This is a genomic window from Streptomyces sp. SID14515, assembly GCF_010548505.1.
Classification (GTDB): Bacteria; Actinomycetota; Actinomycetes; order Streptomycetales; family Streptomycetaceae; genus Streptomyces; species Streptomyces caviscabies.
Genome location: NZ_JAAGMH010000027.1, coordinates 62393 through 77517, shown reverse-complemented (window position 1 = coordinate 77517; position 15125 = coordinate 62393). Strand labels below are relative to the sequence as shown.

Genomic DNA, 15125 nt, shown 5'->3' with positions numbered 1-15125 from the left:
GGGGAACACAGTGACGAGCACCGTACGAAGAACAGCACTCTGGTGGCGGCTCGCGGTGGCCTGGGCGGTCGCGGCGGTGGCCGTGGTCGCACCGGCGGGGGCGGTACGCGCCGCCGACCCCGGCACGCCGCCGCCGATACCCGACGGCTTCGGCCTGACCCAGGTCGGCGCGCCGGTCGGAAGCGCCACGAACTTCTACCTCACCGTGACCACACCCGAGGTCGCGGGCGAGCAGCACATCAAGATCATTCTGCCCAGCGGCTACTACGACGCCCCGGACCGCCGCTACCCGGTCCTGTACTTCCTGCACGGCTCTCCCGACGACCCGATCCAGCAGAACTACCCGGCGCTCTCGATGTCGGACGAGATGATCACCGTCATCCCGGACGGCGGCGCCCGGGGCTGGTACGCCAATTGGCTCAACCAGAAGACCGCGGCCGGAGCGCAGAACTGGCAGAACTTCCACCTGGACCAGGTGATCCCGTTCATCGACGCGAACCTGCGGACCATCGCCACCAAGAAGGCCAGGGCCGTCGCGGGCGTCTCCATGGGCGGCTTCGGCGCCTTCCACTACGCCCAGGTCCGCCCCGACCTGTTCAGCCACACCGCCTCCCTCTCCGGCGACATCGACCTCTCGGTCAGGTCCATGGGCCTGCGGCTGGCCGTCGTCGCCTCCCTCATCGACGGGCAGGGCGTCATCTGCGCCCTGGCGTCCGGGAGTTGCGACCCGAACGACTCCCCGTACAAACCCGCCGTGGACAGCGACGCCGCCTTCGGCTCGCCCTACCCGGTGTTCAACGCCGACTGGCGGTTCAACGAGGTCGACCCCTCCCAGCACATGGACAGGCTGGCCGACGCCGGAGTGCGGGTCTCCATCTACACCGGCGACGGGAGGGGCGAGGTCACCGATCCCGAGTTCTGGGTGGCGGGCGCGGCCAAGAACGTCAAGGCCGCCATGGACGCCCTGGGCATGTCCTACTACTACGTCAACTACGGCGACGGGGCCGGCTGGGGCGGCCAGTGCAACGGCGGCCACAACGGCTACTGCTGGGAACAGGACCTCCGGGATCTGATTCCCCGGCTGGAAGGCGAGTTCGCCGCCGCGGAGGTCAGGCGGGGCTGATGCCCGGTCCGGCGGAGGTCAGGCGGGGCTGAGGCCCGGTCCGGCCTCCTCACCGCTCAGAATCATCCGACGCGCCCGCCGCAGCACCCCGCTCGGAGGAACCCCGAGGTCGTCAGCGAGGCCGCGGCGGGCGCGCTCGAACACCGTCAGGGCCTCGGCCCGGCGCCCGTCCCGGTGCAGCGCCCGCATCAGCATCGCGGCCAACGGCTCGTTCAGGGGGTGCTCCGCCGACAGGGCGAACAGCTCGGCGATCGCCTCGGCATCCCGGCCGAGACGCAGCTGCCACTCCGCCTTCCGCCGCACCACGGCGATCCTGCGCTCGGTGAGCCGCAGCCGCTCCAGCTCGGCGAGCGGCCCCGGCAGCCCCGCCAGGGGCTCCCCGCGGAACAGCTCCAGCACCCGGGAACAGAGCCGGACCGCCTCCGCCGGATCGTCCGCCCGTTCGGCGTCCCCGATGCCGGTGACCAGCTCCTCCACATGCGCCACGTCCACAGCGACGGCGCCCGGGGCCAGCCGGTAGCCCCGGGGGCCGTGCTCGATGACCGGGACCGGGCGGCCCCCGTCGCCCAGGGCTTTGCGCAGCCGGTAGACGTATACGGGCACCACGTTCGCGGCCGGCTGCTCCATCCCCCAGACGTCGTCGAGCAGCTCCCGCCGGCTGCTCGGCCGCCCCGGGCTCAGCGCCAGGACCGCCAGGACGGTCTGCTGGCGTTGATGCCCCAGGTTCAGAAGGCGGCCCTCCCGCCGGACCTCCAGCGGCCCCAGCAGGGAGACCCGTAACGGCGGCGCCGGTATGCCCACCGGTACCGCGACGGTCCGGGAGGCCGGTCGCGCCGGCCGCGGGCGGGGGCCGTGCCCGGGGGCGACCAGACCGCAGTCGAAGGCGTGGACGATGGCCGCCGCCCGGTCGCGCAGCCCCAGCTTCGCCAGGATCCGCGCGAGAAGCTCGGCCACCGTGTCCTCGGGAACGGCGAGGGCGGCCGCGATCTCCTCGTCCCCGAGGCCGCAGCCGACCGCGGACAGCACCTGGCGCTCCTGATGCCGCAGCGCGGTGGCGGTGGGGCGGTCGTCGCTGAGGAAGGTGACAGTCGTCGGCATCGCTGCTCCCCGGGCTCCGGACGGGTCGGTCTGGCGGGCGCCGTCGACACGGTAGAGGGGGAGGCGCCGGGCACGGCATCCGGGACGATCCGGAGTGACATACGGGAGCACGCGGCCATGGCGGATCCCGGCCCGGCGGCACCGGGCGGTCCGGTACCCGCTTCGCTCGGCCTCACCGCCCTGCGGCTAGTTTGTGTGCAGGACGGATGAGCAGGCCCGTGGCGGCTGGGACGCACGGGGGACGGGAGGTCGGGAAGAGTGTCGCTGCGCGGAGGTGATCCAGCCGAGATCGGCGGTTATCCGCTGGAGGACCGGCTCGGTTCGGGTGGCATGGGCACGGTCTTCCTGGCCCGTACGAGTTCGGGGCGGCCCGTCGCGATCAAGCTGATCCACCAGCAGTTCGCCGGGGACGACGAGTTCCGCATCCGCTTCCGGCAGGAGGTGGCGGCCGCGCGCCGGGTGAGCGGAGCCTTCACCGCCGCCGTGGTCGACGCCGCTCCCGAGGCCGATCAGCCGTGGATGGCGACGACCTACATCGAAGGGCCCACGCTCGCCCAGCGCATCACCGAACAGGGCCCGCTGAACGGGGCGGAGCTCAGGAGGCTCGCCATCGGGCTGGCGGAGGCGCTGCGCGACATCCACCGGGTGGGAGTCGTCCACCGCGATCTGAAGCCCTCCAACGTCGTGCTCTCGCCCGAGGGCCCACGCGTCATCGACTTCGGCATCTCCCGCGCCGTGGACCAGCAGACACTCACGATGACCGGACGGGTCATCGGCACCCCGCCCTTCATGTCGCCCGAACAACTGCAGGCGCCGCGCGGCGTGGGGCCGCAGTCCGATGTCTTCTCGCTCGGGACGCTCCTGGTGTACGCGGCGACCGGCCACGGGCCCTTCGACGCGGACAGCCCCTACATAACGGCCTACCAGGTCGTGCACGAGGAGCCGTCGTTGGGCGCCGTGCCGACGGCCCTGCGCGCGGTCGTCGAGCCCTGCCTGGACAAGGAGCCCGAGGGCCGGCCCTCGGTGGACGAACTCCTCGTGCTGCTGCGGGACCTGCCGACCGACCTCGGCGGGGCCGGCCCCGGCGGGCCGGTCGCCGGGCGCACCCGCGACATGGTCACGCAGCACCACCTCGCGACCGGGGCCGACCGGGAGCGGACCGCCCCGGCCGGTTCCGGCACGGGAAGCACCGGCACCGCGATCGGCGGCCGGCTGCGCCGCCGTTGGCGGCCCGTGCTCGCGGCGGCGGTCGCGGTGGCCGCGATCGGCGGGGGAGTGGCCGCGCTGACGACGGGCGGCTTCGGGGCGACCGGCGGCGGGACGGACCCCGGCGACGGGGACACGCGCCGCAGCGCCGCGGCGTCACCGGCCGGCGCGCTTCCGAAGGGCTTCGAGCCGTGGCGCACAACCGTGCCGGGTGGCCGCGAGGACATTCCCGACGAGCTGCGGTGCGTCGCGCGGGACGACGCGCTGTTCTGCGGGGGCGGCGGTGTGGTCGCGACCCGGATCAGCGTCCGGGACGGATCGCGGGTGTGGACGGCCGAGAGCCCGGGCGTACCCGTCCAGGGCATGCACCTGGTGGGCGCCACCGACGACACCGTCCTCGGCTACCGCTTCGCCGCCCAGGACGCCCCGCAGGACCCCCGCAGCGAGGTGGTCGCCCTCGACGCGGACAGCGGCCGCGAGCTGTGGTCCGTGCCGTCCGGCGCCCAGTCGACGGCCGTCACGGGCCGGTCCATGGACGCCGTCGTGACCGGCTCCGCCGTGGTGACGGTCGACGCCTCCAACTCCCGCTTCGAGGCCCGGGACGCCCACAGCGGCGAGGTCGCCTGGACGACGCCGTTCCCCGGCGGCACCCAGTGCGCCCCCGTCCCGGCGGGCCCCCGGCTCCTCGCCATGTGCGCGACGGACGCGGAGGTGGACGCCGTACATGTGCGCCGTCCCACCCTGGCCACGCTCGACCTCGCCTCCGGGACACTCGGCGAGCCCGTCGCGGTCAACGGCCCCGTCGTGCCGGTGGGCGCCGCCGACGGCAGGCTCGTCCTCCTCTCGAAGCGCTACGAGGGAGTGACGCAGGCCGGGTACGACGGGGTGGCGCGGGTCGACCCGGCCTCGCGGAAGGTCACCTACTCCCGGTTCGGCCAGGTGTACGCGGGCACGGCCGGCATGGCGGACGGCACCGTCTACGTGAGTGGGCAGACCGGTCGTGTGACGGCGTTCGACTCCGCGACCGGAGACCGGAAGTGGTCGCGGCAGACCGGCGTGGAGGGCGCGTCGGGCCCGGCGACGGGAGGCGACGCGGTGTACTTCAGCTCGGCCACCGGCCGGGTGGTCGCGCTGTCGCGGGAGGACGGCGCCCCGCTGTGGAGCACGGATCCGCAGGCCGACGGTCTGACCGGCGAACAGGACGCGAGCCCCCGGGTGACCGTCGCGGGGCGCGCGGTGTTCGTGGCCGCCGCCAAGAACACCCTCTTCGCCTTCGACGCGCGGAGGCCGCCGAGGTCGGACTGACCCCGGCGGCCTCCCGCCCGCCCCTCCCCTGTGGGGGCGGGCGTCAGCTGCGGCGCAGGACCGTGGCTTCCGTGCCCCAGCCGAGCGCGACGGTCCGCTCGACGTCCCAGCCCGACCGCCTCGCGAGGGCGGCGACGGCGGCGGAGTCGCGCAGCGGGCTGCCGGTCGCGGTGTAGGCGTGCAGGGCCGCCTCGGCCGCGTGCGGGCTGAGGCCGTCGGGGCGGGAGGCCTCGACGAGGACCGCCGTCCGGGTCCAGCCGGCCAGCCGAGTGAGGAGCTGTACGGCCTCCTCGTCGGTGCGGTGGGCGAGCGCCTTCGCGGCGACGGCGACATCGGCGGGACCGGCCGTCCAGTCGATCCGGTCCGGCGCCGTGATGTGCCCGCGCAGGACCTCGGCCGCCGTGGCCTCCTCCGCGATCCGCAGGCTCGGCCGCCGTCCGGCGTCGTCGAGGGCGGCGACCACCGAGGCGCTGCCAGGACCGGTCAGCAGGCAGCTTTCGACGTCCGCCCAGAGGGCGTCGGCCGTCAGACCGTTCAGCAGGAAGACCAACTGCTCGCATTCCTCGACCAGTTCGCCGTAACGCTCCGCGTCGTGCGTCACCGTGTCGTGCAGGGTGGCGCCCGAGGCGAGCCGCCAGGGCGATGTGCCGTTTCGGAGTGCGGGAGCGAGGTGGGCGAGGGCGAGCAGCAGTTCGGCCTCGTGGCCGGTGTACTCCTCGCGCTCGTGGTCCTCCAGGAGTTCCTCGCCCGCCGGACCGAGGCGCAGCTCCTCGTCGCCGCCGACGACCACGCCGTACGCGGCGAGCAGCGGAAGCAGGACGTCGATGCCCGGCCCGGCCACGCCCAGGCGGGCCGCGAGCGCCCCGGCGGAGAGCCCCGGCGCGTCGGCCACCGCGTCGACGACGCCCAGCTGCAACGCGGCCCGGGCGACCAGCCACGGCAGCGGCGACGGGATCTCGGCGGGGCTCTGTGCGGCCACGCCCGCCTCGGCCGCGCTCCCCGTCTCCGGTGCGGTGGCGTCCTCGCGGTGCCAGTAACCCGTGATGTTCACCCGGTCCTTGGGGAGCTTCCGCTCCCGCTGGAGATACCGGCGTACCGGAAGCAGCGCCCGGCTCTCCGCCGCCGCCCAGGCATAGCCCTCACCCGCGGGCACCGGCAGCGCGCGGACGGCGGCGTCCAGGGCCGCCGCGTCGCCCGGCTCCGCGAGGACCCAGGTGATCGTGTCGCCGTCGCGCAGCGCCAGTTCCTGGCGTGCCGAGTCGTCCGAGACGGTCACCAGCACATGCGCGGTGGCGTCGAGCGGACGCTCGTCGAGGAAGCGGCCGATCGCGGGCAGCGCCGTCTCGTCCCCGACGAGGAAGATCCAGTCCAGCCGTTCCGGCAGCCGGAGCGACGACTTGGGCCCGACGAACCACAGCTCGTCACCCTCCCGCGCCGAAGCGGACCATGCTTCCGCGGGCCCTTCGCCGTGCACCACGAAATCGAGGTGGAGCTCTCCCGTACGGAGGTCCACCCGCCGGGGCGTGTAGTCGCGGGTCACCCGGTGTTCGGCCGGAGTCCACTCGATGCCGTGCGGCAACTGGGCCGGGAGCGCCGCCCGGACGTTCCCGTCGGCGGCCAGGATCAGCTTGATGTGGTCGTCGAACCCGGGCGCGGCGAAGGCCGGATGGTCGATCCCGTCGCGGGTGAACGCCGCGAGGTCCTCGCCGCCCAGGACCACCCGCCGCATCCGGGAGGTCACCTCCTCGACGCGGCGCACGGTGACCCGGCGCAGCACGAGCGGGTGCGTCGTGTAGGCGCGCTGAGCCGCCATCAGGAGAACTTCTTCTCGATGATGTCGAGCAGGGCCATCGACTCGTCGTAGTCGCCGCGCAGCACCCAGTGCGGGAGGTCGTAGGCCTGGTTCGCCTTGAAGGCGGGCAGCGCGCCGTAGACCGGGTTCTTCTTCAGGGTGGCGACGTCGGTGGTGTCGGCGTTGAAGCCCATGACGAACACGGACGGCTGGGTGATGGTCTGACCCACCTTCTCGGTGGACAGCTCGAACATGTCGCCGCCCTGCCCGTACACCTTGAAACCGCCGTCGGCGAAGATCGGCGCCGGCTCGATGCCGACCTTCTTCAGCTCGGTGGGCAGGCCCACGCTCTCCACCAGACCAAAGGCGGTGCCGTCGCCGGTGAGCGTGAGGAAGGAAACGGGCCCGGCCGGCGGCTTGATCGCCTTCTTCACCTCGGCGATCCGCTTGTCGTAGGCGGCCACGTGCTCCTTGTAGACGTCGGCCTTGCCGAACACGTCGTCCGCGAGGAAGGAGAACTGGGCCCGCCAGTCGCCGAGCTTCTTGCCGACGAGCACGGTGGGAGCGATGTCGGACAGGTCGTCGTACACCTTCTCCGCCTGGAACAGCGGGAAGCCGATGCCGCCGCCGACGATGAGGTCGGGGTCGAGGGCGAGGATCGCCTCGAGGTCGAAGCCGTCGACGCTCCACGGCAGGAACGTCGTGCCGTCCTCCTTCGCCTCCTTCTCCCAGTACGGGGAGAACTCGCCCTTGCCGTCGGCGTCCTCGGGAATCGTGGCCTGTACCGGCACGTCGAGGTCGTACAGATAACCGGCCAGCGCGTGGTTCAGCACGACCACCCGCTTGGGCTCGGTCGGCACCTTCACCTTGCCGTAGTCGGTGGTGACGGTACGGGTCTGCGCGGCGGACGCCTTGCCCCCGTCGTCCGACGGGTCGGAGGCCGAGCAGCCGGTGAGGGCCAGCGCGGCGACGGCCGCGACGGCGAGAAGACGGGCAGGAGCAAACATGGGACCTCATGTGGCTGGGTAGGCTCGAACGTTCGAGCTGTTGGTAAGGTGAGGCTAACCTCGCTGGTTCCGCTGCGTCGATCCGAGTACGACATCGTCGGTGACGGACACGACGTATCGCACAACGGGAGGCACGCTTGCCGACGACATCCCTCGGCACGGTGGTCGCCGAGAACGCCATCCGCTTTCTGGGACACGACACGCACGCGCACGACGAGCCCCATCTCGTCTACGTGGTGACGGGCAACGCCCGCCTGACCGCCGACGGCGAGGAGTGGCGGCTCGGGCGCCACGAGGCCGTCTGGCTCGCCCCACGCGTGCCGCACGCCCTGCGGATCGAGCCGGGCGGCATGGCGCTCGGCCCCTTCCTCGACCCCGCTGACCAGCCACGACGCCGTGTGCAGCCGCTCGGGTCGGTGCCCGCGCTCACCGAGGTCATGACCACCGCACTCGGCGCCGCACCCACCACACCCGAGCAGGTCGAGCCGTTCCGGCAGGCGCTCGGGCGCGTGCTGAGAGGCATCTCCCGGCAGTACTTCCCGGTCGTCCTGCCCGTCCATCCGGCGGTACGCGCCCTCGCCCGCGAGGCGTTGCGCGCCCCCTCGACGACCCTGGAGCGGCTCGCCGAACAGCACCGGATGAGCCCCCGCCAGGTGCAGCGCGTCTTCCTCGACGAGACCGGACTGCCCTTCACACGGTGGCGCAACCGGGCCAGGATGAACGCCGCCGTCGAACACCTCCGCGGCGGAGGTGAGCTGACGGCGGCGGCCAGGGCGGCCGGCTACGCCACCCGGGCCGGGCTGCTGCGCGCGCTGAGCCGGGAGTCCGGGGTGCCGGTGAGCGCGCTCACCAAGGACGCGGTGGTGGCGCTCGGCGGCCACTGAACCCGGGGGAGCCGGCCGCTCACGCAGCAGGCCGAAGCGGTTCAAGCAGCTCAAGCAGTTCATGTACGTCGATCACGCACGGCACTTCGGCCTGTCCGGGTGGCGGGTTGCTCAGGGAGAACAGATGGCACAGGCGCTCGCGACGACGACCGCGCCACCACCGACCGCACCGTCGCGGTCGGCGCGTCGCAGGACGCGCCGGCTCATCGGCCTGGGCGTCGCCCTCGGCGCGCTCCTCGTGGCGGTGCTGCTCAGCGTCGCGATCGGCTCGGCGCTGCTCCCGCCGGACGTGGTGTGGCAGGCGCTGACCGCCCCCGACGGTTCCGCCTCGCACGCCACGATCAGCGGCGCCCGCGTGGACCGTACGCTGCTCGGCATCGTCGTCGCCATGTCCCTGGGCGTGGCGGGAGCGCTCATGCAGGCGCTCACCCGCAATCCGCTCGCCGACCCGGGAGTCCTCGGCGTCAACGCGGGCGCCGGCTTCGCCGTCACCCTGGGCGTGGCCGTCTTCGGCGTCACCCGCATCGAGCAGTACCTGCCCTTCGCCCTCGTCGGCGCCGTCGTCGGAGCGGCGTTCGTCTACCTCGCCGCGAGCGGCGGCCGGGGCGGACCCACACCGCTGCGCCTCACCCTCGTCGGGGTCGCCTTCACGGCGGTCCTGGTCGGCATCTCCCAGACCCTCGCCCTGATCGACACGGAGACCTTCGACCGGATGCGGTTCTGGGGAGCGGGCACCATCACCGACCGCCCGACGGGCACCGCCGGTGACATCCTGCCCTTCGTCCTGGCCGGGCTGCTGGCCGCCGCCCTCTGCGCGCGCCCGCTCAACGCGATCGCCCTCGGCGACGACGCGGGGCGGGCCGTCGGGCTGCGGGTCGGCGCGGTCCGGTGCGGTGTGGTGATCGCGGTGGCCCTGCTGTGCGGGGCGGCGACGGCCGCGGCGGGACCGCTGATGTTCGTCGGTCTCATGGTGCCGCACGCCGTGCGCTGGATCACCGGGCCCGACTGGCGCTGGATCCTCGTCTACTCCGCCGTCCTCGCCCCGGTGATCGTGCTGATCGCCGACGTCCTCGGCCGGCTGATCGTGATCCCCTCCGAACTACAGGTCGGTGTGATGATGCCGCTCATCGGCGCGCCCGTACTGATCATGCTGGTGCGCGGAAGCCGGGTGAAGGAGCTGTGAGCGGGGCATTCGTCCTCAGGGCGGGGTCCCTGAGCCTCAGGGCGACGCGCCGCTCGGTCCTGGTGTGCGGGCTGCTGTCGCTCGCGCTGATCGCACTGGCACTGTGGGCCTTCACGCTCGGCAGCTACCCGCTGAGCCTCGGCGACCTGAGCGCGGTCATGACCGGCACCGCCAGGAACAGCGTCCGCACCGTCGTCCTGGAGTGGCGGGCGCCGCGCATCGTCGCCGCCGTACTGTTCGGCGCGGCCCTCGCCATGGGCGGCGCGATCTTCCAGTCCCTGACCCGCAACCCGCTCGGCAGCCCCGACGTCATCGGCTTCACCACCGGCTCCTACACCGGTGTCGTCCTCACCCTGCTCGCGGGCGCGAGCAGTTACTCGGCGCTCGCGGCGGGCGCGCTCGCCGGCGGGCTCGTCACCGCCTTCGCCGTGTATCTGCTGGCGTTCCGGCGGGGTGTGCGCGGCTTCCGGCTCATCATCGTGGGCATCGCGGTCGGCGCGCTGCTGTCCTCGGTCAACACCTGGTTCTCGGTGAAGGCCGACGTGGACACCGCGCTGAGGGCCGCGGTGTGGGGCGCCGGTTCGCTCAGCGCCATCGGCTGGCCCGCCGTGCTGATGTCCTCCGGCCTGATCGCCGTGGTCGCCCTGGTGGCCCCGGTGGCACAGCGCCGGATGCGCTGGCTCGAACTGGGCGACGAAACGGCGGCGATGCTGGGCGTACGCGTCGAGCGTACGAAGCTGCTGCTGGTCGTTCTCGGCGTGGCCGCGACCGCGGCGGTGACGGCCGCCGCGGGCCCGATCGTCTTCGTAGCCCTGGCGGCGCCGCAGATCGCCCGCCGTCTCACCGGGCGCGGAACCTCCGTCGACCTCGCCGGTTCGGCGCTCGTCGGGGCGCTCCTGCTGCTCGGCGCGGACATCGCGGCGCAGCACGCGATTCCGGGCGTGGTGCTGCCGACCGGCGCGGTCACCGTGTGCGTCGGCGGGGCGTATCTGCTGGTGCTGCTGGTACGCGAGTCCCGCCGGGGCTTCTAGGGATCTGGGGTGGAGTACGTGAACCCGGCGGACCGGCTCAGTCGCCGAGGATCCGCTCCCACAGCAGCCCGTCCCGCCAGGCCCCGTCGAGCAGGATCGCGGAGTGCGCGACGCCGTACGGGGTGAACCCGTTGCGGCGCAGCACCCGTTGGGAGGGCAGATTCTCCAGGTTGGTGGAGGCCTCGGCGCGGTGCAGGCCGAGCTCGTCCGTCATCACCCGGAGCACGAGCCCGACGGCGTTCCCGGCGTGCCCCTGGTTCTGCGCGACGGAGGCGATCCAGTAGCCGACCGAGCCGCGGCGCAGATGCGGCTGCGGCAGGATGCCGCCGACGGTCACCTGACCGATCACCCGGTCGCCGGCGAGCACCACGCCGGGCCAGACCGTGCCGGCCCGGTGACCGGCCAACAGGCCCTCGATCCGCTCGGCCTGGCCCTCCGGGGTGAAGTAGTCGGCCGGCTGGGCCGGTTCCCACCGCCGGAAGGCCTCGACGTCCCGCACCCGGTGAGCGGCGATCGGGGCGGCGTCGGCGGGCTCTATCAGGCGGATCCTGGTGCTGCTGGGCATGGCGGTCCTCGTCGCGGTGCGTCGGATGCAACGGCCCAACCTATGCGAGGACGCCCCTGCCCCCGCGCCCCCGCACGGAGGACGCCCCCGCCTCCGCACGTCGGCGGAGGCAGGGGCGCCAGGGCCCGGAGGAGCGGGGCCACCACCCGGGTCAGGAGACCTTCACCCGGGTCAGGAGATCAGCACCCGGGCCATCAGGGGACCTTCACCCAGTCCAGGGTGCGCTCCACCGCCCTCTTCCATCCCGCGTAGCCGTCCGCGCGCTTCTTCTCGGACCACTGGGGCGACCAGCGCTTCGACTCGTGCCACTGGGTGCGCAGTTCGTCGGTGTTCTGCCAGAACCCGGTGGCGAGCCCCGCCGCGTAGGCGGCGCCGAGAGCGGTGGTCTCGGCGACGACGGGCCGGCTGACCTCGACGCCGAGGATGTCGGACTGGATCTGCATGCAGAGGTCGTTGGCGGTGACACCGCCGTCGACCTTGAGCACGTCGAGATGGACCCCGGAGTCCTGTTCCATGGCCTCGACCACATCGCGGCTCTGGTAGCAGATGGCCTCCAGCGTGGCCCTCGCCAGATGGGCGTTGTCGTTGTACCGGGCCAGGCCGACGATCGCGCCGCGGGCGTCGGACCGCCAGTACGGCGCGAACAGGCCGGAGAACGCGGGGACGAAGTACACACCGCCGTTGTCCTCGACGCTCCGGGCCAGCTCCTCGCTCTCCGGCGCGGACTTGATGATCTTCATCTGGTCGCGCAGCCACTGCACCGCTGATCCGGTGACGGCGATGGAGCCCTCCAGCGCGTAGACCACCGGGCTGTCGCCGAACTGGTAGGCCACCGTGGTGAGAAGGCCGTGCTGCGAGCGGACCAGCTCGGTGCCGGTGTTGAGCACCAGGAAGTTGCCGGTCCCGTAGGTGTTCTTGGCCTCGCCGGGCTCGAAGCAGACCTGGCCGACGGTGGCCGCCTGCTGGTCGCCCAGGACACCGCCGATCGGAATGGCGGCGCTCAGCGGCCGGGAGGTGCGCGTGGAGCCGTAGGCCTCCGCGTCCGAAGAAGGGTTGATCTTCGGCAGCATCGCGCGGGGGATGCCGAAGAAGCCCAGGAGTTCCTCGTCCCAGTCGAGGGTCTCCAGGTTCATCAGCATGGTGCGGCTCGCGTTGGTGACGTCGGTGGCGTGGATACCGCCGTTCGGGCCACCGGTCAGGTTCCACAGGACCCAGGCGTCCGTGTTGCCGAAGATCGCGTGACCGGCCTCCGCCGCTTCCCGGACGCCGTCGACGTTCTCCAGGATCCACTGGATCTTGCCGCCGGAGAAGTACGTCGCCGGCGGCAGCCCGGCCTTGCGGCGGATCACCTCGCCCTGCCCCGAGCGTTCGAGGTTCGCCGCGATGGAGTCCGTACGGGTGTCCTGCCACACGATGGCGTTGTAGTAGGGCCGCCCGTTGCGCGGGTCCCAGACCACCGTGGTCTCGCGCTGGTTGGTGATCCCGATGGCCACCAGGTCGGACGGCGAGAGACCGCCGTGCCGCAGCGCGTTCTGCATCACCGAGTTGGTGCGTTCCCAGATCTCCACGGGATCGTGCTCCACCCAGCCGGAGCGGGGCAGGATCTGCTCGTGCTCCAGCTGGTGCTTGGCGACCTCGTTGCCGCCGTGATCGAAGATCATGAATCGGGTGCTGGTGGTCCCCTGGTCCACCGCGCCGATGAAGTCCGCCATGATGTGTCGCCTCTCCGGCCGGTGTCGTCAGTCCTTGGGCGCCGGGATACGTCCCGGCGGTTCGGGCACGGCGGACGGCAGGAAGCGTCCGACGAAGGCCTTGTAGAAGCCCGCGCCCAGCAGGCCGCCGATCAGCGGTCCGAGGATGGGCACCCAGAAGTAGAGATTCCCGTACTGGTCCCGCCACGCCCCGCCGTAACCGGTGAGGAAGCTCGCCAGCCGGGGCCCGAAGTCACGGGCCGGGTTGATCGCGTACCCCGCGTTGGTGCCCCAGGCCATGCCGATCGCGACCACGACCAGGCCGATGATGAACGGGCCCAGGTTCGAGCCGGGCGGGGTGTTCAGCATGTCCGTGATGGCCATGATCAGCAGCAGCAGGATGGCGGTGCCGATGATCTGGTCGCGGAACGCGCCCCACTCGTGGACCGGCAGAGCCGGGTTGCCGTTGGCCGGCAGGGTGGAGAACACCCCTTGCGTCTTGATGGTGTGCCCGGGGTCGGCCTTCGCCAGCGCCTCGCTGTAGTTCCAGCGCACGAGGAGCGCGGCCACGAACGCACCGGCCGTCTGCGCCAGCGCGTAGGGAGCCACCTTGCTCCACGGGAACCCCTTGAACGTGGCCAGCGCGACGGTCACCGCGGGATTGAGATGCGCCCCGCTCAACCGCGCCGCCACATAGACGCCGAGCGTGACGCCCAGCCCCCACGCCCAGGCGATGCTGTCGTGGTCCCCGAGTCCGCCGGGCGGATCGGTCAGGGCTCCGCCCGCCGCCACCTGGGCCACGACACCGCATCCGAACAGGATGAGGATCATCGTGCCCGCGAACTCGGCGGACATCTCGCCGATCAGTCCGGACTTCTTACGTAGCTCAGCCATGGAAGCTCGCCCTCCGCCGACGGCGCCGGCTGTCGACTATCCGAGCAGGTGTCAGCAGGCTAAGACGTTTCACGAGATCGGGCATATCGGGATGATTCGACCGTGAGGGTGGGGCTTGCGGGGATCTCCCCTGCGACCGGGGCCGATGGCGCGGGCCGTCGGACGGCTCGCGGACGGCGATGACGCTCACCCGACCGGGTGGAAAAGGACGCTCACCCGACCGGTTGGGAAGGGGGAGTGCGCCCCGATCGACCGGGGTGCGGCGCCCCCGCCTCAAGGACGCGACCACCCGTCTGAGACGCTGTGCCCGCACCTGACCAGGCGTTCCGCCCGGCCGGTCGGCCGTCGCACCTGATCCACCCGCAAGGAAGCCATGCAGGGAGTCCTCACCGGATTCACGGTGATCGCCACCGTGATCGCCGTCGGCTACGTCCTGGGGCGCCGCGGCTGTCTGGGGCAGGACGGCCGTGCCGTGCTGACCCGGTTGGCCTTCAACGTCGCGACCCCGGCCCTGCTCTTCACGATGCTCGCGGGCGCGGACCTGTCCGTCGTCCTGTCGACACGTCTGCTGGTCACCGCGATAGCCGTGGCCGCCACGGCCGGAGTCTTCGCCGTGGTGGCCGGGCTGTTCCTGCGCTGGGATGCCGGACGGGTCACGATCGGCGCCCTGTGCTCCAGTTACGTCAACGCCGGGAATCTGGGCATCCCCATCGCCGTGTACGTCCTGGGCGACGCCTCGCTCGTCGCCCCCGTCCTGCTCCTCCAGCAGATCCTGGTTACCCCGCTGGCCCTGACCGTCCTCGACCTCGGCCGCCCCGGCGAACGGGTGTCGGTCCTGCGGCGGCTGACCACCCCGCTGCGCAACCCGATGGCGATCGCATCGCTGGCCGGCGTGACGGTGGCGGTGTCCGGCCGGACACCGCCGGGACCGCTGCTCGAACCGCTCTCCCTCATCGGCGACATGTCGGTCCCCGCGGTCCTCATCGCCTTCGGGATATCCCTGCACGGCGGCGAACGGCCGGGCCGTGGGGAGGACCGGGGCGCGCTGTACCTGTCCGCCGCGCTGAAGACGGTCGCCCAGCCGATCGTCGCCTGGGCCGTCGGCGCGGGCCTGTTCGGCCTGCGGGGCGAGGCGCTGCTGGACGTCGTCGTGATCGCGGCACTCCCGGCCGCCCAGAACCTCTTCACGTACGCCTCGCACTACCGGGTCGCCGAGCGGTTCGCCAGGGAGTCCATCCTGCTGTCCACGCTGCTCTCGGTCCCGGTGCTGATCGCCGTCGCCGCACTGCTCGGCCGGTAGCCACCGGGCCGGACGGCCCGGGCGCAGGTGTGACGCAGACCACTCC

At 72.5% G+C, this 15125-nt stretch carries 12 protein-coding genes; 6 read left to right on the top strand and 6 right to left on the bottom strand.

Translation table 11 applies throughout. The annotated features are described in order from the left end of the window. Positions 1-10 precede the first annotated feature (10 nt). The gene (locus G3I54_RS04620; RefSeq protein WP_164611360.1) at positions 11-1123 is read left to right on the top strand and encodes an alpha/beta hydrolase-fold protein; all 1113 of its coding nucleotides are present in this window, start codon (positions 11-13) and stop codon (positions 1121-1123) included. An 18-nt stretch (positions 1124-1141) separates the two neighbouring features. On the opposite strand, the gene G3I54_RS04615 is transcribed toward G3I54_RS04620, so the two are convergent. Then, positions 1142-2221 carry a BTAD domain-containing putative transcriptional regulator gene (locus G3I54_RS04615; protein WP_164611358.1) on the bottom strand — a complete coding sequence of 360 codons (1080 nt, stop codon included), beginning with the start codon at positions 2219-2221 and terminating at the stop codon, positions 1142-1144. 258 nt (positions 2222-2479) lie between these two features. Between G3I54_RS04615 and G3I54_RS04610 the strand changes: the two genes are divergently transcribed. Then, positions 2480-4732, top strand: a complete 2253-nt coding sequence (locus G3I54_RS04610) for a serine/threonine-protein kinase (protein WP_164611355.1) — start codon at positions 2480-2482, stop codon at positions 4730-4732. Between the two features lie 43 nt (positions 4733-4775). Here G3I54_RS04610 and G3I54_RS04605 read toward each other — a convergent pair whose 3' ends face one another. Further along, positions 4776-6545, bottom strand: a complete 1770-nt coding sequence (locus tag G3I54_RS04605; protein WP_164611353.1) for a siderophore-interacting protein — start codon at positions 6543-6545, stop codon at positions 4776-4778. Next, on the bottom strand, positions 6545-7531 hold the full coding sequence (locus G3I54_RS04600; protein WP_164611351.1) for an ABC transporter substrate-binding protein: 987 nt from the start codon (positions 7529-7531) through the stop codon (positions 6545-6547). Before G3I54_RS04600 ends, G3I54_RS04605 begins: the two co-directional genes overlap by 1 nt. Positions 7532-7668: 137 nt before the next feature. Here G3I54_RS04600 and G3I54_RS04595 point away from each other — a divergent pair, with 137 nt between their 5' ends. From G3I54_RS04595 to G3I54_RS04585, 3 genes are all read left to right on the top strand, one after another. Further along, positions 7669-8415 (top strand): helix-turn-helix domain-containing protein, encoded by a 747-nt coding sequence (locus tag G3I54_RS04595; protein ID WP_164611349.1) that lies wholly within the window; start codon positions 7669-7671, stop codon positions 8413-8415. Positions 8416-8539: 124 nt separating this feature from the next. Beyond that, positions 8540-9598, top strand: coding sequence for an iron chelate uptake ABC transporter family permease subunit (locus G3I54_RS04590; protein ID WP_164611347.1), 1059 nt, complete (start codon positions 8540-8542; stop codon positions 9596-9598). Further along, positions 9595-10629 carry an iron chelate uptake ABC transporter family permease subunit gene (locus tag G3I54_RS04585; protein ID WP_164611345.1) on the top strand — a complete coding sequence of 345 codons (1035 nt, stop codon included), beginning with the start codon at positions 9595-9597 and terminating at the stop codon, positions 10627-10629. The genes G3I54_RS04590 and G3I54_RS04585 overlap by 4 nt, the downstream gene beginning before the upstream one ends. Before the next feature lie 37 nt (positions 10630-10666). Here the strand turns inward: G3I54_RS04585 and G3I54_RS04580 are convergent, their stop codons facing one another. The 3 genes from G3I54_RS04580 to G3I54_RS04570 form a co-directional block, all read right to left on the bottom strand. After that, a complete protein-coding gene (locus G3I54_RS04580; RefSeq protein ID WP_164611343.1) occupies positions 10667-11194 on the bottom strand; it encodes a GNAT family protein in 528 nt (175 codons plus the stop codon). Positions 11195-11388: 194 nt separating this feature from the next. Beyond that, positions 11389-12906, bottom strand: coding sequence for a glycerol kinase GlpK (gene glpK, locus G3I54_RS04575; protein WP_164611341.1), 1518 nt, complete (start codon positions 12904-12906; stop codon positions 11389-11391). Positions 12907-12933: 27 nt separating this feature from the next. Further along, positions 12934-13779, bottom strand: coding sequence for an MIP/aquaporin family protein (locus G3I54_RS04570; protein ID WP_164611339.1), 846 nt, complete (start codon positions 13777-13779; stop codon positions 12934-12936). A gap of 373 nt (positions 13780-14152) precedes the next feature. Here G3I54_RS04570 and G3I54_RS04565 point away from each other — a divergent pair, with 373 nt between their 5' ends. Beyond that, complete coding sequence (locus tag G3I54_RS04565) at positions 14153-15079, top strand: AEC family transporter (protein WP_164611337.1); 927 nt, start codon at positions 14153-14155, stop codon at positions 15077-15079. Positions 15080-15125: the final 46 nt, after the last annotated feature.

Coding starts and splice junctions, on each gene's coding strand:
- G3I54_RS04615 (WP_164611358.1), bottom strand. CDS start 2,221: ATGCCGACGACTGTCACCTTCCTCAGCGACGACCGCCCCACCGCCACC.
- G3I54_RS04580 (WP_164611343.1), bottom strand. CDS start 11,194: ATGCCCAGCAGCACCAGGATCCGCCTGATAGAGCCCGCCGACGCCGCC.
- G3I54_RS04570 (WP_164611339.1), bottom strand. CDS start 13,779: ATGGCTGAGCTACGTAAGAAGTCCGGACTGATCGGCGAGATGTCCGCC.
- glpK (WP_164611341.1), bottom strand. CDS start 12,906: ATGGCGGACTTCATCGGCGCGGTGGACCAGGGGACCACCAGCACCCGA.
- G3I54_RS04605 (WP_164611353.1), bottom strand. CDS start 6,545: ATGGCGGCTCAGCGCGCCTACACGACGCACCCGCTCGTGCTGCGCCGG.
- G3I54_RS04590 (WP_164611347.1), top strand. CDS start 8,540: ATGGCACAGGCGCTCGCGACGACGACCGCGCCACCACCGACCGCACCG.
- G3I54_RS04565 (WP_164611337.1), top strand. CDS start 14,153: ATGCAGGGAGTCCTCACCGGATTCACGGTGATCGCCACCGTGATCGCC.
- G3I54_RS04600 (WP_164611351.1), bottom strand. CDS start 7,531: ATGTTTGCTCCTGCCCGTCTTCTCGCCGTCGCGGCCGTCGCCGCGCTG.